This window comes from Pseudomonas sp. ok266 (assembly GCF_900110195.1).
Lineage (GTDB): Bacteria > Pseudomonadota > Gammaproteobacteria > Pseudomonadales > Pseudomonadaceae > Aquipseudomonas > Aquipseudomonas neuropathica.
Genome location: NZ_FOCU01000001.1, coordinates 650,553 through 671,601, shown reverse-complemented (window position 1 = coordinate 671,601; position 21,049 = coordinate 650,553). Strand labels below are relative to the sequence as shown.

General features: G+C 59.4%; 19 protein-coding genes. 14 read left to right on the top strand and 5 right to left on the bottom strand.

The features are described from left to right. Window positions 1-19: 19 nt before the first annotated feature. Window positions 20-997: a dipeptidase gene (locus tag BMY54_RS03175; protein WP_093429898.1), complete on the bottom strand. Its 978-nt coding sequence runs from the start codon at window positions 995-997 to the stop codon at window positions 20-22. A gap of 234 nt (window positions 998-1,231) precedes the next feature. On the opposite strand from BMY54_RS03175, the gene BMY54_RS03170 reads away from it, so the two are divergent. The 3 genes from BMY54_RS03170 (at window position 1,232) to BMY54_RS03160 (ending at window position 2,504) form a co-directional block, all read left to right on the top strand. After that, on the top strand, window positions 1,232-1,633 hold the full coding sequence (locus BMY54_RS03170) for a lysozyme inhibitor LprI family protein (protein ID WP_093429978.1): 402 nt from the start codon (window positions 1,232-1,234) through the stop codon (window positions 1,631-1,633). A 101-nt stretch (window positions 1,634-1,734) separates the two neighbouring features. After that, window positions 1,735-2,058, top strand: a complete 324-nt coding sequence (locus tag BMY54_RS03165; protein ID WP_093429897.1) for a helix-turn-helix domain-containing protein — start codon at window positions 1,735-1,737, stop codon at window positions 2,056-2,058. Between the two features lie 29 nt (window positions 2,059-2,087). Then, window positions 2,088-2,504, top strand: coding sequence for a DUF3010 family protein (locus BMY54_RS03160; protein WP_093429896.1), 417 nt, complete (start codon window positions 2,088-2,090; stop codon window positions 2,502-2,504). Between the two features lie 140 nt (window positions 2,505-2,644). Here BMY54_RS03160 and BMY54_RS03155 read toward each other — a convergent pair whose 3' ends face one another. Next, window positions 2,645-3,589: a GlxA family transcriptional regulator gene (locus tag BMY54_RS03155; protein WP_093429895.1), complete on the bottom strand. Its 945-nt coding sequence runs from the start codon at window positions 3,587-3,589 to the stop codon at window positions 2,645-2,647. 207 nt (window positions 3,590-3,796) lie between these two features. On the opposite strand from BMY54_RS03155, the gene BMY54_RS03150 reads away from it, so the two are divergent. The 6 genes from BMY54_RS03150 to BMY54_RS03125 all read left to right on the top strand — a co-directional run bounded on the left by BMY54_RS03150 (window position 3,797) and on the right by BMY54_RS03125 (window position 9,507). Then, window positions 3,797-4,741 carry a choline ABC transporter substrate-binding protein gene (locus BMY54_RS03150; protein ID WP_093429894.1) on the top strand — a complete coding sequence of 315 codons (945 nt, stop codon included), beginning with the start codon at window positions 3,797-3,799 and terminating at the stop codon, window positions 4,739-4,741. 119 nt (window positions 4,742-4,860) lie between these two features. Then, window positions 4,861-5,748, top strand: coding sequence for a 3-dehydrocarnitine:acetyl-CoA trimethylamine transferase CdhC (locus tag BMY54_RS03145; RefSeq protein ID WP_093429893.1), 888 nt, complete (start codon window positions 4,861-4,863; stop codon window positions 5,746-5,748). Between the two features lie 141 nt (window positions 5,749-5,889). Beyond that, a complete protein-coding gene (locus BMY54_RS03140) occupies window positions 5,890-6,855 on the top strand; it encodes an L-carnitine dehydrogenase (protein WP_093429892.1) in 966 nt (321 codons plus the stop codon). Window positions 6,856-7,192: 337 nt separating this feature from the next. Further along, window positions 7,193-7,669 carry a thioesterase family protein gene (locus BMY54_RS03135; protein WP_093429891.1) on the top strand — a complete coding sequence of 159 codons (477 nt, stop codon included), beginning with the start codon at window positions 7,193-7,195 and terminating at the stop codon, window positions 7,667-7,669. Window positions 7,670-7,692: 23 nt separating this feature from the next. Next, on the top strand, window positions 7,693-8,856 hold the full coding sequence (locus BMY54_RS03130; protein ID WP_093429890.1) for a gamma-butyrobetaine dioxygenase: 1,164 nt from the start codon (window positions 7,693-7,695) through the stop codon (window positions 8,854-8,856). A 387-nt stretch (window positions 8,857-9,243) separates the two neighbouring features. Next, window positions 9,244-9,507: a hypothetical protein gene (locus BMY54_RS03125; RefSeq protein ID WP_093429889.1), complete on the top strand. Its 264-nt coding sequence runs from the start codon at window positions 9,244-9,246 to the stop codon at window positions 9,505-9,507. 88 nt (window positions 9,508-9,595) lie between these two features. Here the strand turns inward: BMY54_RS03125 and BMY54_RS03120 are convergent, their stop codons facing one another. Beyond that, the gene (locus BMY54_RS03120; protein WP_007949927.1) at window positions 9,596-10,699 is read right to left on the bottom strand and encodes a choline metabolism transcriptional regulator GbdR; all 1,104 of its coding nucleotides are present in this window, start codon (window positions 10,697-10,699) and stop codon (window positions 9,596-9,598) included. A gap of 542 nt (window positions 10,700-11,241) precedes the next feature. After that, the gene (locus BMY54_RS03115; RefSeq protein WP_093429888.1) at window positions 11,242-12,618 is read right to left on the bottom strand and encodes an L-serine ammonia-lyase; all 1,377 of its coding nucleotides are present in this window, start codon (window positions 12,616-12,618) and stop codon (window positions 11,242-11,244) included. A gap of 436 nt (window positions 12,619-13,054) precedes the next feature. Here BMY54_RS03115 and BMY54_RS03110 point away from each other — a divergent pair, with 436 nt between their 5' ends. The 3 genes from BMY54_RS03110 to choV all read left to right on the top strand — a co-directional run bounded on the left by BMY54_RS03110 (window position 13,055) and on the right by choV (window position 16,086). After that, on the top strand, window positions 13,055-13,999 hold the full coding sequence (locus tag BMY54_RS03110) for a choline ABC transporter substrate-binding protein (RefSeq protein WP_007918300.1): 945 nt from the start codon (window positions 13,055-13,057) through the stop codon (window positions 13,997-13,999). A gap of 66 nt (window positions 14,000-14,065) precedes the next feature. Next, window positions 14,066-14,911, top strand: coding sequence for a choline ABC transporter permease subunit (gene choW / locus BMY54_RS03105; protein WP_093429887.1), 846 nt, complete (start codon window positions 14,066-14,068; stop codon window positions 14,909-14,911). Continuing rightward, window positions 14,908-16,086, top strand: coding sequence for a choline ABC transporter ATP-binding protein (choV, locus tag BMY54_RS03100; RefSeq protein WP_034153601.1), 1,179 nt, complete (start codon window positions 14,908-14,910; stop codon window positions 16,084-16,086). Before choW ends, choV begins: the two co-directional genes overlap by 4 nt. 297 nt (window positions 16,087-16,383) lie before the next feature. On the opposite strand, the gene betT is transcribed toward choV, so the two are convergent. Beyond that, window positions 16,384-18,381, bottom strand: coding sequence for a choline BCCT transporter BetT (gene betT / locus BMY54_RS03095; protein WP_093429886.1), 1,998 nt, complete (start codon window positions 18,379-18,381; stop codon window positions 16,384-16,386). A gap of 429 nt (window positions 18,382-18,810) precedes the next feature. Between betT and betI the strand changes: the two genes are divergently transcribed. Together betI and betB are read left to right on the top strand one after the other, a co-directional pair. Then, on the top strand, window positions 18,811-19,404 hold the full coding sequence (gene betI, locus BMY54_RS03090; RefSeq protein ID WP_008085771.1) for a transcriptional regulator BetI: 594 nt from the start codon (window positions 18,811-18,813) through the stop codon (window positions 19,402-19,404). Window positions 19,405-19,493: 89 nt separating this feature from the next. Beyond that, window positions 19,494-20,966 (top strand): betaine-aldehyde dehydrogenase, encoded by a 1,473-nt coding sequence (gene betB / locus BMY54_RS03085; protein WP_093429885.1) that lies wholly within the window; start codon window positions 19,494-19,496, stop codon window positions 20,964-20,966. Window positions 20,967-21,049: the final 83 nt, after the last annotated feature.

The window sequence follows — 21,049 nt, the reverse complement described above, 5'->3', positions numbered from 1 at the left end:
CGGCGGTCTTGAGTCAGCGTTACTCGCCCCAGACGTCTTTCAGGACGTTGACCCAGTTTTCGCCCATGATCTTGCGCACGACGCGCTCGGAATGGCCGCGCTTGAGCAGGGTTTCGGTCAGGTTCGGGAACTCGCCGACGGTGCGGATGCCCAGCGGGTTGATGATCTTGCCGAAGCTGGTCAGACGGCGGGCGTAGCCCTTGTCGTGGGTCAGGTATTCGAAGAAGTCCTGGCCGTGACCCTGGGTGAAGTCGGTGCCGATGCCGATGGCGTCTTCGCCGACGATGTTCATGGTGTATTCGATCGCTTCGGCGTAGTCATCGATGGTCGAATCGATGCCCTTGGCGAGGAACGGCGCGAACATGGTTACGCCGACAAAACCGCCGTGGTCGGCAATGAACTTCAGTTCTGCATCGGACTTGTTGCGCGGGTGCTCTTTGAGACCCGACGGCAGGCAGTGGGAATAGCAGACCGGTTTTTTCGATTCGAGGATGACTTCTTCGGAAGTCTTCGAGCCGACGTGGGACAGGTCGCACATGACGCCGACGCGGTTCATCTCGGCGACGATCTCGCGACCGAAACCCGACAGGCCGCCGTCACGCTCATAGCAACCGGTGCCGACCAGGTTCTGGGTGTTGTAGCACATCTGCACGATGCCGACGCCGAGCTGCTTGAACACTTCGACATAGCCGATCTGGTCTTCAAACGCGTGAGCATTCTGGAAGCCGAAGAGGATGCCGGTCTTGCCTTGCTCCTTGGCGCGACGGATGTCGGCGGTGGTGCGCACCGGCATCACCAGGTCGCCGTTTTCGCGGATCAGCTTCTGGCTGGCGGCAATATTGTTCACGGTCGCCTGAAAGCCTTCCCACACCGACACAGTGCAGTTGGCTGCCGTCAGACCGCCCTTGCGCATGTCTTCGAACAGCTCGCGGTTCCATTTGGCAATGATCAGACCGTCGATAACGATGCTGTCGGCGTGTAATTCGGCTGGGCTCATCAGGCGTCCCCTTATTGGCAATTCATGCGCCGAATCGTCTGCCGGCGCTTTGGGGCCAGCATATGCCTCGGTGCCGGGGCGACCGGGTGCAAAAACGACAGGGGAATTGCCGAAAGCGTCAATCCGCGACAAAGGGTCGCCAGACGCTCCGATCAGCTACCTGTTCAAGCCCGCAAGCTTGAGCCAGAATCTCCAGCATCTTGGAAACACCACTGGATTAGAGCGGCGACAACAATGAAATCGATCTTCCTGGCTTTGGCTTTGCTTGCGACCGGCGTACACGCCGCTGAAGAGTCCGACAACAACCCGTGCGACGCCGTCGAAAACGACGTCCAGACCCTGGAATGCTCGACCTATAGCCGCACCACCGCCGAAGACCTGCTCAAGGACAACTACGCCAGCCTCAACGAGCGCATGCAGACTGTGTATGGCAAGAACCCGACGCAATTGGCGGACATTACCGCCAAGATCAAGACGGCTCAGCAGCAGTGGTTGAAGACGCGGGACGCGGATTGTGCGGTGGAAGCGTTTCCGGCGACCGCTGGCAGCAAGGCCTTTACGATTGCGCAGAATGACTGCGTGGCGCGGATGAGTGATGAACGGTCGGAGTTTTTGGAGTCGATTGGGCAGGAGTGATCCTGACTTCTCGCAACATGCGGTCAAACTTGTTGATTGGCTTTGGGAAAAATATAAGCAAAGATTCTGAAATCTTATAAAAGACTTATATTTCTCCTAATATGAAGTTACCCACAGATATCCAAATCATCAACGACGCCGAGGGCAACCCCGCCTTCGTCGTCATCCCTTACGCGCAGTACGTTGCGCAAAAAATGCAGCCCGACCTGATTCCCCATGAGGTCGTCAGTCGGATGGTCGATGGGGCAACACCGATCCGTGCCTGGCGCGAACACCTCAACCTGACTCAAGAAGAAGTCGCCAAACGCATGGGTATTTCGCAACCGGCGTTTGCCCAGCAGGAAACAGTCGCCAAGCCTCGCAAGGTTACGCGTGAGAAAATTGCGTCGGCGTTCGGCATCACCGCCAATCAGCTAGAGCTGTAAGCTGCCCTCTTCACTTCAAGGAATTCCCCATGAACATCTGCGGCATCGAAATCAAAGGCAGCGAAGCGATCATCGCCGTGGCCGCTCTCGACGGTTCGAACCTGAGCCACGTTCCCCTCGCCACCAAGAAGATTGCCCTCGAAGACGATGACGACGCGGCCAACGTGAAGCTGTTCGCGGCGCAGGTGGCGTCGTTTGTGCGGGAGAATTCGGTTGACCGGATTGCGATCAAGAAGCGCAGCAAGAAGGGCGAGTTTGCCGGTGGCCCGACGACGTTCAAGATTGAGGGGATTTTGCAGTTGCTGGATGGTTGCGAGGTGACGTTGTTGTCGCCGCAGACGATCAATGCGCAGGCGAAGAAGCATAATTTCGAGCTGCCGGGGACGTTGAACAAGTATCAGCATGAGGCTTATAAAGCGGCGTGTTCGGCGTTAATGAAGAAGTAACCCGATTTCCGAAATCACAGTAAATCCATGTGGGAGCGAGCTTGCTCGCGAAGAGGGAGTGTCAGTCGACAGTTTTTTTGAATGCTCTACCGCATTCGCGAGCAAGCTCGCTCCCACAGGTTTATTTGCTGGTCTCAAGATCAGGCCTGGGCGGTACGGCGGTCTTCACGCGGGCAGCGGGCGAAGCGTGCCCGGTAGCTGCGGGTGAAGTAGGACGGTGATTCGAAGCCGCAGGCGATGCTGACTTCGAGCACGCTCATGTCGGTTTGGCGCAATAACTGCCGGGCTTTTTCCAGCCGTAACCTGAGATAGAAATTGCTCGGTGTATCGTTCAGGTGCAGCCGAAACAAGCGCTCCAATTGCCGCCGCGTGACCTTGATCGATTCTGCCAATTGCAAAGTAGTCAGCGGCGGTTCGCTGTGCTGCTCCATCTCGCCGATCACCTGAACCAGCTTCTTGTTATTGATGCCATAACGCGTGGCGACTTCCATGCGCTGGTGATCTTTGCGCGGACGGATGCGCCCCAGCACAAACTGCTCGCTGACCTGAATCGCCAGTTGCGGCCCATGAGCCTGGGCGATCAGATCGAGCATTAAATCGATGGAAGCCGTGCCACCCGCCGAGGTGATGCGCCGGCGGTCGATCTCGAACAGTTCCTGGGTCACGCTGAGCGTTGGATAAGATTCCTTGAACGCGTCGATGGCTTCCCAGTGCAGGGTCAGGCGATGACCGTCGAGCAGACCTGCTTCAGCGAGGACAAAGCTGCCGGTGTCGATAGCACCGAGGGTCACGCCTTCGTTATCCAGTCGCCGCAACCAGTGTTCAAGGGTTGGCGTGGCGAACTTCAGCGGTTCAAACCCGGCCACCACCAGCAGCGTCGCGCCTTTCTTCAGCGGCTCCAGCGCCGCATCGGCGTTGACCGACATGCCATTGCTTGCCAGCACCGCCCCGCCGTCGGCGCTGAGCACATGCCAGCGGTACAGCTCGCCACGAAAGCGGTTGGCCACGCGCAGCGGTTCGATCGCCGAAATAAAGCCGATGGCGGAGAACCCCGGCATCAGCAGAAAGTAGAAATCCTGGGACATGGGCGCACTCGATTCGCGGGTAACGAGAGGGAGGGGAGCGTGGCTCGTTGATACGCCGATTGTCGTCAGCGTTCAAGCGCACAGGTCGCTACAGTGCAAATGCCAGTCGCCGCAGTGCGCTTTCATGGGCGTATAGCTGCGTAACTTGGCATCACCGGCGCATCAGACGCCGGAAACCACAATAAACCACCTGCCGAGGAACCCGACATGAAACGACTGATCAGCAGCTGTGTTCTTGCACTCAGCGGTACCGCTTTCTTGAGCGCCAGCGTCATGGCGGCCGAACCTGCGTCATGCCAGAACGTACGCATGGGCGTGGTCAACTGGACCGACGTGATCGCCACCAGTGCCATGACCCAGGTCCTGCTCGACGGCCTCGGCTACAACACCAAACAAACCAGCGCGTCCCAGCAAATCATCTTCGCTGGGATCCGCGATCAGCGCCTGGACCTGTTCCTCGGTTACTGGAACCCGCTGATGACCCAGACCATCACCCCGTTCGTCGATGCCAATCAGGTCAAAGTTCTTGAAGCACCAAGCCTGAAAGACGCTCGCGCGACCCTCGCCGTACCGACCTATCTGGCCGACAAGGGCCTGAAAACCTTCGCCGACATCGCCAAGTTTGAAAAAGAACTGGGCGGCAAGATCTACGGCATCGAGCCAGGCTCGGGCGCCAACACGCAGATCAAGGCGATGATCGCCAAGAACCAGTTCGGCCTCGGCAAGTTCCAGTTGGTCGAGTCGAGCGAGGCCGGCATGCTCGCCGCCGTCGACCGTGCTGTGCGCCGCAAAGAGGCCGTGGTCTTCTTTGGCTGGGCGCCGCACCCGATGAACGTCAACGTCAAGATGACTTATCTGACCGGCAGCGACGACGCCCTCGGCCCTAACGAAGGTATGGCCACGGTTTGGACCGTCACCGCGCCGAAATACGCCGAGCAGTGCCCGAACGTTGGTCGCCTGCTAACCAATCTGACGTTCACCGCCGAGGACGAGAGCCGGATGATGCAGCCGCTGCTCGACCACAAGGACGCTTTCGAATCGGCCAAGCAATGGCTCAAGGATCACCCCGAAGACAAGCAGCGCTGGCTGGAAGGTGTGACGACGTTCGATGGCAAACCGGCGGCTGAAAACCTGCAACTGACCAGCAAATAACCCTCTCATTTAAAAGCCCCTCACCCTAGCCCTCTCCCAAGGGGAGAGGGAACCGGACGAAGCTCGCAGCCCCGAAAAGGGCTGCGGACAGACCCATCACGCCTGAAGGAAACCGCACCATGAATCACGACGTCATCATCACCTGCGCACTCACCGGTGCTGGCGACACGACCGCCAAGAGCCCGCACGTGCCGGTCACCCCGAAACAAATTGCTGCTGCTGCGGTGGAAGCGGCCAAGGCCGGCGCCACGGTTGTGCACTGCCATGTGCGCGATCCGCAGACCGGCAAGTTCAGCCGTGACGTGGCGCTGTACCGCGAAGTGATGGAGCGCATCCGCGAGGCCGACGTCGACATCATCGTCAACCTCACCGCCGGCATGGGCGGCGACCTGGAAATCGGCGCTGGCGAGAACCCGATGGAGTTTGGCCCGAATACCGATCTGGTCGGCCCGTTGACTCGTCTGGCTCACGTTGAAGCGCTGTTACCGGAAATCTGCACCCTCGATTGCGGCACGCTGAACTTCGGCGATGGCGACACCATTTACGTCTCCACACCGGCGCAACTGCGTGCCGGCGCCAAGCGCATTACCGAGCTGGGCGTGAAGGCCGAGCTGGAGATTTTCGACACCGGTCACCTGTGGTTCGCCAAGCAGATGATCAAGGAAGGTCTGCTCGATAACCCGTTGTTCCAGCTGTGCCTGGGCATCCCGTGGGGCGCGCCGGCGGATACCACCACGATGAAAGCCATGGTCGACAACCTGCCCGCCGATGCGGTGTGGGCCGGGTTTGGCATTGGCCGCATGCAGATGCCAATGGCCGCGCAAGCAGTGCTGCTCGGCGGCAACGTGCGGGTGGGGCTGGAAGACAACCTGTGGCTGGACAAAGGCGTGCTGGCGACCAACGGCCAACTGGTCGAACGCGCCACCGAAATCCTCAGCCGCCTCGGCGCCCGGGTGCTGACCCCGGCCGAGGGCCGCAAGAAAATGGGCCTGACCCAGCGCGGCTAACGAACTCACCTCAAAACCCTGTGGGAGCGAGCTTGCTCGCGAATGCGATGGATCTGCTGATGAAGATACTGCGGATGTACCGCCCCCTTCGCGAGCAAGCTCGCTCCCACAGTTGATCGCCGAACTATTCAGGAAATCACCATGAGCTTTATCACCGAAATCAAAACCTTCGCCGCGCTGGGCAGCGGTGTCATCGGCAGTGGCTGGGTATCCCGCGCCCTCGCCCATGGCCTGGATGTGATCGCCTGGGACCCGGCGCCCGGCGCCGAAGCGGCGCTGCGTAAACGCGTGGCCAACGCCTGGGGCGCGCTGGAAAAAAACGGTCTGGCACCGGGCGCTTCGCAGGATCGTCTGCGCTTTGTCGCGACCATCGAGGAGTGCGTGCGCGATGCCGATTTCATTCAGGAAAGCGCCCCGGAACGCCTGGAACTGAAACTCGATCTGCACAGCAAAATCAGCGCCGCGGCCAAGCCCAATGCGTTGATCGGTTCGAGTACCTCGGGCCTGCTGCCAAGTGAGTTCTACGAGAGCTCAACGCACCCTGAACGCTGCGTGGTCGGCCACCCGTTCAACCCGGTTTATCTGCTGCCGTTGGTCGAAGTCGTGGGTGGCAAGAACACCGCGCCCGAGGCCGTTCAGGCAGCGATGAAAGTCTACGAATCCCTCGGCATGCGTCCGCTGCACGTGCGCAAAGAAGTGCCGGGGTTTATCGCCGACCGCTTGCTTGAAGCGCTGTGGCGTGAGGCGCTGCACCTGGTCAACGATGGTGTCGCGACCACTGGCGAGATCGACGATGCGATCCGCTTTGGCGCCGGCCTGCGCTGGTCGTTCATGGGTACGTTCCTGACTTATACCTTGGCCGGGGGTGATGCGGGGATGCGCCACTTCATGTCGCAATTCGGCCCGGCGTTGCAGTTGCCGTGGACCTATCTGCCGGCGCCGGAACTGACTGACAAGTTGATTGATGATGTGGTTGATGGCACCAGTGATCAGCTTGGTCGTCACAGCATTTCGGCACTGGAGCGCTATCGTGATGATTGCTTGCTGGCGGTGCTTGAGGCGGTGAAGACCACAAAGGAAAAGCATGGGATGGCGTTCAGCGAGTAATGCGTTCGCGTCAAACCGCTGCCCTCACCCTAGCCCTCTCCCAGGGGTAGAGGGGACTGACCGAGTTGAATGTTCGAGCTACGCCGACCTGCACCGCCGAGCCGAACTCAGGACTTGAAACGCTTGAAGATCAGCACCCTTTCTCCTCTCCTCCATTGGGGAAAGGGGACTGACCGCGGTGTTTTTTTCGAGCTACGCCGACTTGATCTATCGAGCCGAACTCAAGTTTTGAAAGGCCCCCGATCCACTCCCTTCCCCCTCTCCCCCTGGGGGAGAGGGCTGGGGTGAGGGGGTAGCTTTTGATCTTGAAGACCACCTAACTGCCGGAACCCAAACCATGCCCCAGCTCACCACGTACCAAACCCGAATCATCCCCGACTGGGTCGACTACAACGGCCACCTGCGCGATGCCTTCTACCTGCTGATTTTCAGCTACGCCACCGACGCCCTGATGGATCGCCTCGGCATGGACAGCAACAACCGCGAAGCCAGCGGCCACTCGCTGTTCACCCTTGAACTGCACCTCAACTATCTGCACGAAGTGAAGCTCGACAGCGAAGTCGAGGTGCACACGCAAATCATCGGTCACGACAGCAAACGCCTGCACCTCTATCACAGCCTGTACAAGGTCGGTGAGGAACAGGAACTGGCCGGCAACGAACAGATGCTGTTGCACGTCGATCTCGCCGGCCCGCGTTCGGCACCGTTCAGCACGGACACCCTGAGCCGCCTGCAAAGCATCGTCGCCGATCAGCAAGACTTGCCCGCTCCCGCTTACATCGGCCGCGTTATCGCACTGCCACCCGCCAGGTAATCCATCGATCTCAAGGAGCCGCCATGCACACCGCTGCCGCTGTTGCCGATTTCCGTACTTATCCGTTGATCAGCGCGCTCGGTGGCGTGCAGACCCTGGCGGATCGCGTTGCCATTGAATGGGCTGACGGTCGCGTCAGCCCGTTCCACCATGTCTGGTTGCGGGACAACTGCCCGTGTCCACAGTGCGTCTACAACGTCACCCGCGAGCAGGTGTTCGAGATTGTCGATGCCGCTGAAGACCTCAGGCCTGCCGCCGCCGATATCGATACCGGCGGCTGCCTGCGCATCGACTGGCGGGACGGTCACCTCAGCCGTTTTGATCCCGGCTGGCTGCGCGCTCATGCCTATGACGATGAATCCCGCGCCGAACGCTTGGCCGGCAAACCTAAGTCTCATCTGTGGCGCAGCGATCTGCAGTTGCCAGTGTTCGAATACGCGGCATTGATGAACGACAACGCCGCCCTGCTGCAATGGCTGCTCGCCGTACGCGACATCGGCCTGACGCAAGTACGCGGCGTGCCCACCGAGTCCGGTTCACTGAAGCTCATCGCGCAACGCATTTCCTTCATTCGCGAGAGCAACTTCGGTGTGCTGTTCAACGTGCAATCCAAAGCCGATGCTGACAGCAATGCGTACACCGCTTTCAACCTGCCGTTGCACACCGATCTACCGACACGCGAGCTGCAACCGGGGCTGCAATTTCTGCATTGCCTGGTGAATGACGCCGAGGGTGGCGAAAGTATTTTTGTCGACGGTTTTGCGATTGCCGATGCGTTGCGCAGTGAAGACCCTGCATCGTTTCAGGCACTGTGTGAAATACCGGTGGAGTTTCGCAACAAGGATCGCCATAGCGACTATCGCTGCCTGGCGCCGATCATCGCTTTGGACGCCTTGGGACGCGTGGCGGAAATCCGCATGGCAAACTTTCTGCGCGGAGCGTTCGATACCTCGGTAGAGCAGATGCCACGGTTGTATCGGGCTTATCGGCGGTTTATTGCGATGACCCGTGAGCCACGGTTTCGGCTGATGCAGCGGCTTAATTCCGGTGAGCTGTGGTGCTTCGATAATCGCCGTACGTTGCACGCGCGTAATGCCTTCGATCCGGCGACCGGGGCGCGGCATTTTCAGGGCTGCTACGTCGACCGGGATGAGTTGTTGTCGCGGATTCTGGTGTTGCAGCGGTAGACCGCGTCATCGTTTTTCGCGAGCAAGCTCGCTCCCACATTTAATCGCATTCCCCTGAATGAACGCGGTCACCTGTGGGAGCGAGCCTGCTCGCGATAGCGTCAGCGGGAACAACAAATCTCTGACTGATTCACAGGCAAAAAAAGCCCCGATACCAGCCGTGACTGGATCGGGGCTCAAGCTACTGTTGAGGAGCTGCCAAGCGAGGGTGACCAAACCTTCGTGTTGCAAGCTGAGTTCAGTGTGCCCACTCCCTTGAGCGGCGAGTTAGCCGAAAACGACCTGTTCATAGCCGTCGCAGCCACTGCGACAAATCGCCCTTGCCGTGCTCCCGCATGGCTACCAGAATCGAGCCACGACCTCCGTTACCGAAGAAGGATGCGCGTCATGATGTATGCCGATTTGATCGATCAGGAAGATTTGCTGGGCCAGCTCAAGGCGTTGGGTTTCCAGGTGCCGAGCGGTTCAACGGCCGAGCAGGCTTGCGAATGCGCGGTGCGTGGCTTGGATAAGGCTCGGGCAAATGAACTGCGCAGAATGGTCAAGGAGATGTACACCAGCAGCGCGACGATTCTGCCGTGCGTACGTCAGGCGATCGACAAGCAGTTGTTGCCGGCATTGGCGGACTATCAGCAAAGCCATAGCGCCTGATAAATCCATTCGCGAGCAGGCTCGCTCCCACATTGGAATGCATTCCTACTGTGGGAGCGAGCCTGCTCGCGAAGAACGATGACTCGGTCTACAGCCTTACGCTGGCAAACGTCGATTCATTGCGCGCCTGACTCAACGCCGACATCGGCCCCGACAGCGGCGACATCACGATGGCCTGCGGCAGCGGCAGCATCGCCACTTGCTGGGTGGTGTTGGACCCTACGCGCTCGTCACGCGGCGGAATGCCGAAGTATTCGCGATAGCACTTGGAGAAGTGCGGCGTCGAGACGAAACCACACACGGACGCCACTTCGATGATCGACATCGGCGTTTGCTTGAGCAACTGCCGGGCGCGGATCAGGCGCAGCTTCAAGTAGTAACGGGACGGCGAGCAGTGCAGGTATTTCTGAAACAGGCGCTCCAGCTGTCGACGCGACACGGCGACGTACACCGCCAGTTCATCGAGGTCGATCGGCTCTTCGAGGTTGGCTTCCATCAGCGCGACGATTTCCTGCAGCTTCGGCTGGTTGGTGCCGAGCATGTGCTTGAGCGGCACACGCTGGTGATCCTGTTCGTTGCGGATACGTTCGTAGACGAACATCTCCGAGATCGCGGCGGACAGTTCACGGCCGTGATCGCGACTGATCAGGTGCAGCATCATGTCCAGCGGCGCGGTACCGCCGGAGCTGGTGAAACGGTTACGGTCGAGGGTGAACAAACGGGTGCTCATGGCCACGCGCGGGAAAGCTTCCTGCATCGCCGCCAGACATTCCCAGTGCACGCTGCAATCGAAACCATCGAGCAACCCGGCGCAGGCCAAAGCCCAACTGCCGGTGCACACCGCGCCGAGACGCTTGGACTGACGCGCCTGGCTTTGCAGCCAGGAAACGTGTTCACGGGTAACAGTGCGTTGAATGCCGATGCCGCCGCAGACAATCACAGTGTCCAGTGGCGGGGCTTTGTGCATGGAGGCGTCTGGCGTGATTTGCAGACCGTCACTGGCCCACACCTGGCCGCCATCGACGGTGAGGGTACTCCAGCGATACAGCTCGCGACCGGACAATTGGTTGGCCATGCGCAGGGGTTCTACTGCGGACGCCAGAGAAATCAGCGTGAAATTGTCCAGCAGCAGAAAGCCGATGGATTGAGGCGCACGGTTCTGGGGTTGGGCCCCGGAGTTGAACGACGTCATCGCGGTATCTCCTCACACAAAGCGGGTGATGGCCTCAGGCGGAGGCTCTTGTTATTGCCAGCGTTCTCGCGTGGGAGACGGGCTTTGTTATGACAGAGCAATTGCCATGCCTAAAATTGAATGGCTGTTCAATAACTCCTGAAAACGACGTCGCGACGTGTCTATACGAGCCGTCCGACGAAAGGTGTTTCGAAGTGCCATCAGCGTTGCTGAGCGCCCTGCCCCCAAGGGTGTGAGCAAATCGGTAGCACTTGTGGGAACTGGCCTGCGCGCAGTTTGTGGGGAGTGTCACCGCAAGCACGGGTGACGGACGGTAGGGGGTGCTGAATGCATGTAACAGCTGGGAAAGACTCTTATCTGTTTGCGACGCGCTAAAAGGTGGCGTGATTTATTGTCTGTGTTCACTTGATGAGCAATTTTGACTGGTCTGGCCCCTTCGCGAGCAGGCTCGCTCCCACATTGGACCCTGGCGTTCACACATTTTGTGTTCACTGGAGATCTACTGTGGGAGCGAGCCTGCTCGCGATGGAGGCGACTCGGTCTCAGCACTCAACCGCACTGACCGCCAATCCACCACGCGATGTCTCTTTATATTTGTCATGCATATCAGCGCCGGTATCACGCATGGTGCGGATCACCCGATCCAGCGAGATAAAGTGCTGACCATCGCCACGCAATGCCATTTGCGCCGCGTTGATCGCCTTGACCGCGGCAATCGCATTACGCTCGATGCACGGCACCTGCACCAGGCCACCGACCGGATCGCAAGTCAGCCCAAGGTTGTGTTCAAGACCAATCTCCGCTGCGTTGCACAACTGCTCCGGCGTGGCACCAAGAATCTCCGCCAGCCCCGCCGCCGCCATCGCACACGCCGAACCGACTTCGCCCTGGCAACCCACTTCGGCGCCCGAGATCGAAGCATTCTTCTTGCACAGAATCCCCACCGCCGCTGCACCGAGGAAGTAATCGACCACGTTGGCGTCAGTCACCGCTTCACTGAACTTCATAAAGTAGTGCAACACCGCCGGAATGATGCCCGCCGCGCCATTGGTCGGCGCCGTGACCATGCGCCCGCCCGCCGCGTTTTCTTCATTAACCGCCAGAGCGAACAGGTTGACCCACTCCATCGCGCTCAGCGTCGAGCCGATCACATTGGGCTTACCCAGTTCCTGCAGGCTGCGATGCAACTTCGCCGCGCGCCGACGCACATTCAGTCCGCCGGGCAGAATGCCTTCGTGTTTCAGGCCCTGCTCGACGCAATCCTGCATCGCCCGCCACAGTTTCATCAGCCCGGCGCGGATCTCTTCTTCACTGCGCCAGACCTTTTCGTTGGCCATCATCAATTCGGCAACGCGCAGGTTGTTTTTCTTGCACAACTCCAACAGCTCAACCGCGCTGGAAAAGTCGTAGGGCAACTCAGTGCGATCCAGATCGACCACTCCGCTGGACGCCTGCGCTTGATCCACGACAAAACCGCCGCCCACCGAATAGTAGGTGTCGCGATACAGTTCGCCGTGATCACCCTCGGCAACGATAGTCATGGCATTGGGGTGGAATGGCAGGTTCTCGTCGATCAGGCGCATGTCCCGTGCCCAGACAAACGGCACCGACAAGCGACCATCCAATAGCAGGGTGTGCGTTTCGCGCAGCGCCTGGATACGTGGGCCGATCTGCGACGGGTCGATTGCGTCCGGCCACTCGCCCATCAAACCCATGATCACCGCGTTGTCGCTGCCGTGGCCAATGCCCGTGGCCGACAGCGATCCGAACAATTGCACTTCTATACGACGCACCTGTTCCAACTGGTGCTTGTCCCGAAGCGACTCGACGAACAACGCCGCGGCGCGCATGGGCCCGACGGTGTGGGAACTGGAAGGGCCGATGCCGATTTTGAACAGGTCGAAAACGCTGATAGCCATTGCTGCAGAGCTCCTGAGGATGCCGGTCCGGGGCGTGAAGCGCCCGCTGGCGGAGCTGCTACGCTCAAGCTGCGATCCGCCGGAATGCCCGCATCATCAGGCTTTTGTCGGAGCGCACGGCGTCTGACACCGACGCACTCATGTCCACCAGCGCCGCGCCGTTTTCGCCCCGGTTTTTCGCCGTTTTTGTGCGGTTCAGATGGCCATTCGGGGCTGAAAAAAGCTGTAAACGACGTCACTGACACTGGATGCGACCATCCCTGTACTGGATACGACCCCCCCTGTAGGCGTCAGATTTTCACTGGTACATGATCGTTATGACTCGATTGCAAGGCGCCGTGGTAGAGCTGTCTCCAGAACGCCATCCAACCGCAACCTATAAGTGCGGTGGTCCACAGTCGGAACACTGCCAAAAAAAACACCAAGGAGTCCATCCATGAAAGGTTCCCCGTCGTTGTTGTTGGCCGCCATGCTGAGTCTGCCGTTACTGGCGCAAGCTGCAGAACCGGCACAGTGCAGTACCGTTAACTTCTCCGATGTCGGCTGGACCGACATCACCGCTACCACCGCTACCACCTCCGTTGTCCTCAACGCCCTCGGCTACAAGACCAAGACCACCATGATCTCCGTGCCCGTGACCTACAAGTCGCTGGCCGACGGCAAGAACATGGACGTTTTCCTCGGCAACTGGATGCCGACCATGGAAAACGACATCAAGGCTTACCGCGACGCCGGCACCGTGGAAACCGTGCGCACCAACCTCAAGGGCGCCAAGTACACCCTCGCCGTGCCGCAAGCCCTGTATGACAAAGGTCTGCATGACTTCGCCGACATCGCCAAATTCAAGAAAGAACTCGACGGCAAGATCTACGGCATCGAGCCTGGCAATGACGGCAACCGTCTGATCCAGAGCATGATCGACAAGGACGCTTTCGGCCTGAAAACCGCCGGTTTCAAAGTCGTCGAATCGTCGGAAGCGGGCATGCTCTCGCAGGTGGATCGCGCGCAAAAACGCGACACCGCCGTGGTCTTCCTCGGCTGGGCGCCGCACCCGATGAACAAGCGCTTCAAGATTCAATACCTGACCGGTGGCGATGATTTCTTCGGCCCCGATTTCGGTGCTGCGACCGTAGCGACCAACACCCGCAAGGGTTACGCCGAGGAATGCAGCAACGTCGGTCAGTTGCTGAAGAACCTGGAGTTCACCGTCGACATGGAAAGCGAACTGATGGGCAACATCCTCGACGACAAGATGAAGCCTGACGCGGCCGCCAAGGCCTGGCTGAAAAAGAATCCACAAGTGCTCGATACCTGGCTCGCTGGCGTGACCACCATTGACGGTAAACCTGGCCTGGAGGCCGTGAAAGCCAAGCTTCAGTAATCGCTTATGCCGGGTGGGTTCGCCCGCCCGGGCTGTTTATTTCCTTGCATGCGGACGTTCACTACCATGCTGATTGATCAGAAAATACCTTTAGGCCAGTACATCGCGGGCTTCGTTGAATGGTTGACGCAACACGGCGCCAACACCTTCGACGCAATCGCCGTGACACTGGAAACGATGATCCACGGCGTGACGTTTGCGCTGACCTGGTTCAACCCACTGGTCTTGATTGGCCTGATCGCACTACTCGCTCACTTCATTCAGCGTAAATGGGGCCTGACTGCGTTCGTCATTGCCTCCTTCCTGCTGATCCTCAATCTGGGGTACTGGCAGGAGACCATGGAAACCCTCGCCCAGGTCATGTTCGCAACCCTGGTCTGCGTGGTCATCGGCGTGCCGTTGGGCATCGTCGCCGCGCACAAACCGATGTTCTACACGGTCATGCGTCCGGTACTCGATCTGATGCAGACCGTACCGACCTTCGTTTACCTCATTCCTACCCTGACCCTCTTCGGGCTGGGTGTGGTGCCAGGCCTGATCTCCACAGTGGTGTTCGCCATCGCTGCGCCGATCCGCCTGACCTACCTGGGCATCCGCGATGTCCCGCAAGAACTGATGGACGCCGGCAAGGCCTTCGGCTGCTCGCGTCGCCAATTGCTCTCACGGATCGAACTGCCGCACGCCATGCCGAGCATCGCGGCCGGCATCACCCAGTGCATCATGCTGTCGTTGTCGATGGTGGTGATCGCGGCACTGGTAGGCGCCGACGGACTCGGCAAACCGGTGGTCAACGCACTGAACACTGCTGATATCGCCCTGGGCTTCGAAGCGGGCCTGGCGATCGTACTGCTGGCGATCATGCTCGACCGTATCTGCAAACAACCCGACGCTAAAGCAGGGGGTGACGCATGAGCATAATTCGCTTCGAAGACGTCGACGTAATCTTCTCCAAAGACCCGCGCGAGGCGCTCAAGCTGCTGGATCAGGGCATGACCCGCAACGAGATCCTGAAGAAGACCGGACAGATCGTCGGCGTGGAAAAAGCCACGCTGGACATCAATAAAGGCGAGATCTGCGTGCTGATGGGCTTGTCCGGCTCGGGCAAGTCGAGCCTGCTGCGCTGCATCAACGGCCTCAACACGGTGAGCCGCGGCAAGCTGTTCGTCGAGCATGAAAACCGTCAGATCGACATCGCTTCCTGCACCCCGGCCGAACTGAAAATGATGCGCACCAAACGCATCGCCATGGTCTTTCAGAAGTTCGCCCTGATGCCTTGGCTAACGGTGCGCGAGAACATCAGTTTCGGTCTGGAAATGCAGGGTCGCCCGGAGAAGGAACGCAAGAAGCTCGTCGACGAGAAACTCGAACTGGTCGGCCTGACCCAGTGGCGCAACAAGAAGCCCGACGAACTCTCCGGTGGCATGCAACAGCGTGTTGGTCTGGCCCGGGCACTGGCGATGGACGCCGACATTCTATTGATGGACGAACCGTTCTCGGCCCTCGACCCGCTGATCCGTCAGGGCCTGCAGGATGAACTGCTGGAACTGCAACGCAAGCTGAGCAAGACCATCGTGTTCGTGAGCCACGACCTCGACGAGGCGCTCAAATTGGGTAGCCGCATCGCGATCATGAAAGACGGCCGGATCATCCAGTACAGCGTGCCGGAAGAGATCGTGCTGAACCCGGCGGACGACTATGTGCGCACCTTCGTTGCGCACACCAATCCGCTCAACGTACTTTGCGGTCGCAGCCTGATGCGCACCCTGGACAAGTGCAAACGCATCAATGGTTCGGTGTGCCTCGATCCGGGCGGCGATTCGTGGCTGGACCTCGCCGAAGGCAACACCATCAAAGGTGCGCGGCAGAATGGTTCGGTGCTGAACCTGCAGAACTGGGCGCCGGGGCAAGCGGTGGAAGGCCTGGAGCGCAAGCCGACGCTGGTGGACTCTAATATCGGTATGCGCGATGCGTTGCAGATTCGTTATCAGACCGGCAACAAGCTGGTGCTGCACGATGACAATCATGTGGTGGGGATCTTGGGCGACAGCGAGTTGTATCACGCGTTGCTGGGCAAGAATCTCGGTTAAGGCGGGATAAAAAAAGGGATCGCGGTGAGCGATCCCTTTTTTATTGGGTCAGGAAAAAAGCCCCTCATCGGAACGCCGCCCGCCTAGCCCTCTCCCAGAGGGAGAGGGGACTGACCGAGTTGTATTTTCGAACTACGCCGACCTGAATGACCGAGTGGAACTCAGATTTGGAGAAGCTCGCAACCTGCTGCAGCCAATCCATAATCGACTCGATCTTTCAAGTCGGCGTATAGCGCAAGACACTTCGGTCAGCTCCCTCTCCCTCCGGGAGAGGGTTGGGGTGAGGGGGCTTTTGACTTAGCTATACACCCGGCCAAGGAGCTGCCGATGGCTTTCAAACTGATCGAGCACATCGCGTGTGATCTGATCCTGCGTGAAGCCCATCAGGTCGTAATCCTGGCTGCCGTTGTGCAGGTACACCTCGGCGCGGTAGTAACGCTGGCGCGCTTCATCGGATTGCGCCGATTCGGTCGGGGTCGCCAGATAGCCGTCCAGGCTGACTTCGTAGACGAAAGGGTTGCCCTCTTCCATCTCGATACGCACACCCATGCAGCGCTTGGATTTACCCAGCAGCGTCTGCACTTCCAGACCCTGTGCACGCATCTGCGCGGCAGCATCTTCCAGCGCCGGGCTGACCTGCTTGTCCATGAAGCGCTGCACCACCGATTGGCTCGGTTGCAGATCCAGTTGCGTCAGACGCTCGCTGAAACCACGACGACCGCGCTCCGCCAGTTGCGCCTGCTCCTGTTCGATCTGCACGTCCTGACGCATGGCCTTGTGCAAGCCGAACATGAAGAACACCAGCACCACCGAGAACGGCAGACCGGCCAGCACCACCATGGTTTGCATGGCTTCGAAGTTACCGGCAAACAGCAGACCGATGGTCACCAGGGTGATCACCACCGACCAGAAGATCCGCAGCCAGTGCGGCGCATCTTCATCGACGTTGCCACCCTTGCAGGACAGATTCGCCATCATCACCGCACCGGAGTCGGCCGGGGTCAGGAACAGCACGAAGCCAACAAAGATCGACACACCGATAACGACTTTCGACGCCGGGTAGTGTTCAAGCAACTGATAAATCGCCATCGACGGCTGTTCCAGCGCCGTCTTGCCGAGCTCCACCGCGCCATGGTTCATCACCAGGTCCAGTGCCGAGTTACCGAAGATCGACAGCCAGGCCAGGGTGAAGCCCAGCGGAATCAGCAGCACACCGGCCACCAGTTCACGCACGGTACGACCACGGGAAATACGCGCGATGAACATGCCCACGAATGGCGCCCAGGAAATCCACCACGCCCAGTAGAACAGGGTCCACAGGCCCATCCAGCGCTCGGACTTGGCGTTGTCGCCTTCGTACACATAAAGGTCGAAGGTTTTCAGCACGATGCCATTGAGGTAGTCACCGATGTTCTGCACGAAGCCGTTGAGCAGGTGCAGGGTCGGGCCGAACAGCAATACGAAAATCAGCAGACCACTGAACAGCACGATGTTCAGGTTGGACAGACGACGGATGCCGTTTTCCACGCCGGACACGGCAGCGATGGTCGCCACGGTGCTCATCACGATGATCACGATCAGCAGGTTGGTGTTGCTGTGTTCCATGCCGAACAGGTTTTCCAGGCCCGAGGACACTTGCAGCGAACCAATCCCCAGGTTGGTCACCAGACCCAGCAGGGTCACGAACATGCCGAAGCCGTCCACCGCGTGACCGGCCGCGCCCTTGACCCAACGCTCGCCGACCAGCGGATACAGCGCCGAACGCAGGGCCAGCGGCTGGTTATGCCGGTAAGCAAAGTACGCCACGGCCAGACCGACCAGTGCGTAGATCGCCCAGCCGTGCAGACCCCAATGCAGGAACGTCAGCTGTACTGCCTGACGCGCGGCCAAGTTGCTGGCCGAAGCGCCTTCCGGCGGATTGAAATAGTGATCCAGTGGCTCGGATGCGCCGAAGTACAACAGCGAAATACCGATACCCGACGAGAACAGCATCCCCGCCCAGGCGCCGTAACTGAAATCCGGGGTGTCGTCCTTGCTGCCCAGTTTGAGTTTGCCGTACGAAGAAAACGCCAGGCCCACCACAAACACCAGGTAGGCGGCGATGACCACCATGTAGTACCAGCCGAAGCTGCGCGACAACCAGGCCTGAGCGATACCCAACAGTCTGCCGGCCTCTTGCGGGGCGATAATCAGAATGGCGGTCAACAACAGAATCAGCGCGGTAGAGGTGTAAAACACCCAACCGTTGACCGTCACCTTCTCGGGCGGGGTCTTTATAAGCGAGGCAGAACTCATGGCACAAATGCTCCAGGCAGTGCGAGAGAAGAACACAAGGCAACACGGAACCCGACCAATCGGTTAGTTGGCAGCCGACCGGCGGGTGATATAAAGACACCCCGAAAAAAGCCCGAACCTGCCGAAATGGCGCTGCGAATCGCTTTCGTGGCCGAAGGTGGACGGACGGTCATCCGAAACCTGGCCCTGAGCGTCTTGCCCTTTCAACACGTCCATCGAATCGCGAACCGCGCCATGCCCCACGCAGGTTTCGAGCTTTTTCGGATGTCGGTTTTATCGCCACTTACACGTAGGAAAAAGCTGTAGGCAGCGACGATTTGTCGCAGATCTTATTCTTTGTTGATTGAACGTTCAATCAAAACAAAATAGACTGGCCCTCAATCCGATCGGCGTGATTCGCCGCTCGGAAGGCCTAAGGAGATGTGCAAGATGCCCAAGGTCGGTATGCAACCCATCCGCCGCCAACAACTGATCGAAGCCACATTGCAGGCGGTCGATCAGGTCGGAATGGGGGACGCCAGCATTGCGCTGATCGCCCGTTTGGCCGGTGTCTCGAATGGCATCATCAGTCATTACTTTCAGGACAAGAACGGCCTGATTGCCGCCACGATGCGGTATCTGATGACCGCCCTCAGCGAGAGCGTCACCGCGCGCCGTCAGGCGCTGGCAGATGACAGCCCACGGGCACATCTGCAGGTGATCATCGAAGGCAACTTCGACGCCAGCCAGGTCAATGGCCCGGCAATGAAAACCTGGCTGGCCTTCTGGGCCACCAGCATGCACCAGCCGTCTTTGCACAGGTTGCAGCGGATCAACGATCACCGTCTGTATTCCAACCTGTGCTGTCAGTTCCGCCGTGTGCTGCCGCTCGAAGATGCGCGCAGCGCAGCGCGGGGGCTGGCAGCGTTGATTGACGGCTTGTGGTTGCGCGGCGCGCTGTCGGGAGACGCTTTCGACACGGCGCAGGCGCAACAGATCGCTTACGAATACATGGATTTCCAATTGGCCAAGAAGGTGAGCTAGAGCACACAGAAAACGCTCGGCCCCTGAACCGCCACCGCAGCCTCACCGCGGTGGTCAACGCCAACCACCAATGCACTTGCGAGGACACTATGGCCCGTTTCGAACTGCAAAAACTTTACATCGATGGCGCGTACTCCGACGCCGGCAGCGATGCCACCTTCGAAGCCATCAACCCGGCTAACGGTGAAGTCCTCGCACAGGTGCAACGTGCGACCAAGGAAGACGTCGAGCGCGCCGTGGTCAGCGCTGAAAAGGGCCAGAAAATCTGGGCTGCGATGACCGCCATGGAGCGTTCGCGCATTCTGCGTCGCGCCGTCGACATCCTGCGCGAGCGCAACGATGAACTGGCCGCGCTGGAAACCCTGGACACCGGCAAATCCTTCTCCGAAACCAAATACGTCGACATCGTTACCGGTGCTGACGTGCTGGAATACTACGCAGGCCTGGTGCCAGCGATCGAAGGCGAGCAGATCCCGCTGCGCGACACTTCTTTCGTCTACACCCGTCGCGAGCCGCTGGGCGTTGTCGCCGGTATCGGCGCGTGGAACTACCCGATCCAGATCGCGCTGTGGAAATCCGCGCCAGCCTTGGCTGCCGGTAACGCGATGATCTTCAAGCCAAGCGAAGTGACCTCGCTGACCACCCTGAAACTGGCCGAGATCTACACCGAAGCCGGCGTTCCAAACGGTGTGTTCAACGTCCTGACCGGCAGCGGCCGTGAAGTCGGCACCTGGCTGACCGAGCACCCGCGCATCGAAAAAATCTCCTTCACCGGCGGCACCGACACCGGCAAGAAGGTGATGGCCAGCGCTTCGGCTTCGTCGCTGAAAGACGTGACCATGGAACTGGGCGGCAAGTCTCCGCTGATCATCTGCGACGACGCCGATCTCGATCGCGCTGCCGACACCGCGATGATGGCCAACTTCTACAGCTCCGGTCAGGTCTGCACCAACGGCACTCGCGTGTTCGTTCCGGCGCACCTGAAAGCCGCTTTCGAAGCCAAGATCGTTGAGCGCGTTGCACGCATCCGCGTCGGCAACCCGGAAGACGAAAACACCAACTTCGGCCCGCTGGTCAGCTTCGCGCACATGGAAAGCGTGCTCGGCTACATCGCCAAGGGTAAAGAACAAGGCGCCCGCGTCCTGTGCGGCGGCGACCGTCTGACCGACGGCGAATTCGCCAAAGGCGCATTCGTGGCACCTACCGTGTTCACCGATTGCACCGACGACATGACCATCGTTCGCGAAGAAATCTTTGGCCCAGTGATGGCAATCCTCTCCTACGAGACCGAAGAAGAAGTGATCCGCCGCGCCAACGACACCGACTTCGGTTTGGCCGCCGGTATCGTCACCAAAGACCTGAACCGCGCACACCGCGTGATTCATCAACTGGAAGCCGGTATCTGCTGGATCAACGCCTGGGGCGAGTCCGACGCAAAAATGCCGGTCGGCGGTTACAAGCAGTCGGGTGTTGGCCGTGAGAACGGCATCAGCTCGCTGAACAACTTCACCCGCATCAAATCGGTACAGGTCGAGCTGGGCGATTACGTCTCGGTGTTCTAAGACCCGAGTCTTGTATTGCTCGTGAGGCCGTCTTCGCGAGCAGGCTCGCTCCCACATTGGAACAGTGTCTCCTATGGGAGTGA

What these genes read in the sequence shown, in the direction of transcription:
- BMY54_RS03170 (WP_093429978.1), top strand. Translation starts at nt 1,232, where the DNA reads ATGAAATCGATCTTCCTGGCTTTGGCTTTGCTTGCGACCGGCGTACAC.
- BMY54_RS03120 (WP_007949927.1), bottom strand. Translation starts at nt 10,699, where the DNA reads ATGACGTCGTTCAACTCCGGGGCCCAACCCCAGAACCGTGCGCCTCAA.
- BMY54_RS03140 (WP_093429892.1), top strand. Translation starts at nt 5,890, where the DNA reads ATGAGCTTTATCACCGAAATCAAAACCTTCGCCGCGCTGGGCAGCGGT.
- BMY54_RS03155 (WP_093429895.1), bottom strand. Translation starts at nt 3,589, where the DNA reads ATGTCCCAGGATTTCTACTTTCTGCTGATGCCGGGGTTCTCCGCCATC.
- BMY54_RS03115 (WP_093429888.1), bottom strand. Translation starts at nt 12,618, where the DNA reads ATGGCTATCAGCGTTTTCGACCTGTTCAAAATCGGCATCGGCCCTTCC.
- choW (WP_093429887.1), top strand. Translation starts at nt 14,066, where the DNA reads ATGCTGATTGATCAGAAAATACCTTTAGGCCAGTACATCGCGGGCTTC.
- BMY54_RS03175 (WP_093429898.1), bottom strand. Translation starts at nt 997, where the DNA reads ATGAGCCCAGCCGAATTACACGCCGACAGCATCGTTATCGACGGTCTG.
- betT (WP_093429886.1), bottom strand. Translation starts at nt 18,381, where the DNA reads ATGAGTTCTGCCTCGCTTATAAAGACCCCGCCCGAGAAGGTGACGGTC.
- BMY54_RS03110 (WP_007918300.1), top strand. Translation starts at nt 13,055, where the DNA reads ATGAAAGGTTCCCCGTCGTTGTTGTTGGCCGCCATGCTGAGTCTGCCG.
- BMY54_RS03135 (WP_093429891.1), top strand. Translation starts at nt 7,193, where the DNA reads ATGCCCCAGCTCACCACGTACCAAACCCGAATCATCCCCGACTGGGTC.
- BMY54_RS03125 (WP_093429889.1), top strand. Translation starts at nt 9,244, where the DNA reads ATGATGTATGCCGATTTGATCGATCAGGAAGATTTGCTGGGCCAGCTC.
- BMY54_RS03165 (WP_093429897.1), top strand. Translation starts at nt 1,735, where the DNA reads ATGAAGTTACCCACAGATATCCAAATCATCAACGACGCCGAGGGCAAC.
- BMY54_RS03145 (WP_093429893.1), top strand. Translation starts at nt 4,861, where the DNA reads ATGAATCACGACGTCATCATCACCTGCGCACTCACCGGTGCTGGCGAC.
- betB (WP_093429885.1), top strand. Translation starts at nt 19,494, where the DNA reads ATGGCCCGTTTCGAACTGCAAAAACTTTACATCGATGGCGCGTACTCC.
- BMY54_RS03150 (WP_093429894.1), top strand. Translation starts at nt 3,797, where the DNA reads ATGAAACGACTGATCAGCAGCTGTGTTCTTGCACTCAGCGGTACCGCT.
- betI (WP_008085771.1), top strand. Translation starts at nt 18,811, where the DNA reads ATGCCCAAGGTCGGTATGCAACCCATCCGCCGCCAACAACTGATCGAA.
- choV (WP_034153601.1), top strand. Translation starts at nt 14,908, where the DNA reads ATGAGCATAATTCGCTTCGAAGACGTCGACGTAATCTTCTCCAAAGAC.
- BMY54_RS03160 (WP_093429896.1), top strand. Translation starts at nt 2,088, where the DNA reads ATGAACATCTGCGGCATCGAAATCAAAGGCAGCGAAGCGATCATCGCC.
- BMY54_RS03130 (WP_093429890.1), top strand. Translation starts at nt 7,693, where the DNA reads ATGCACACCGCTGCCGCTGTTGCCGATTTCCGTACTTATCCGTTGATC.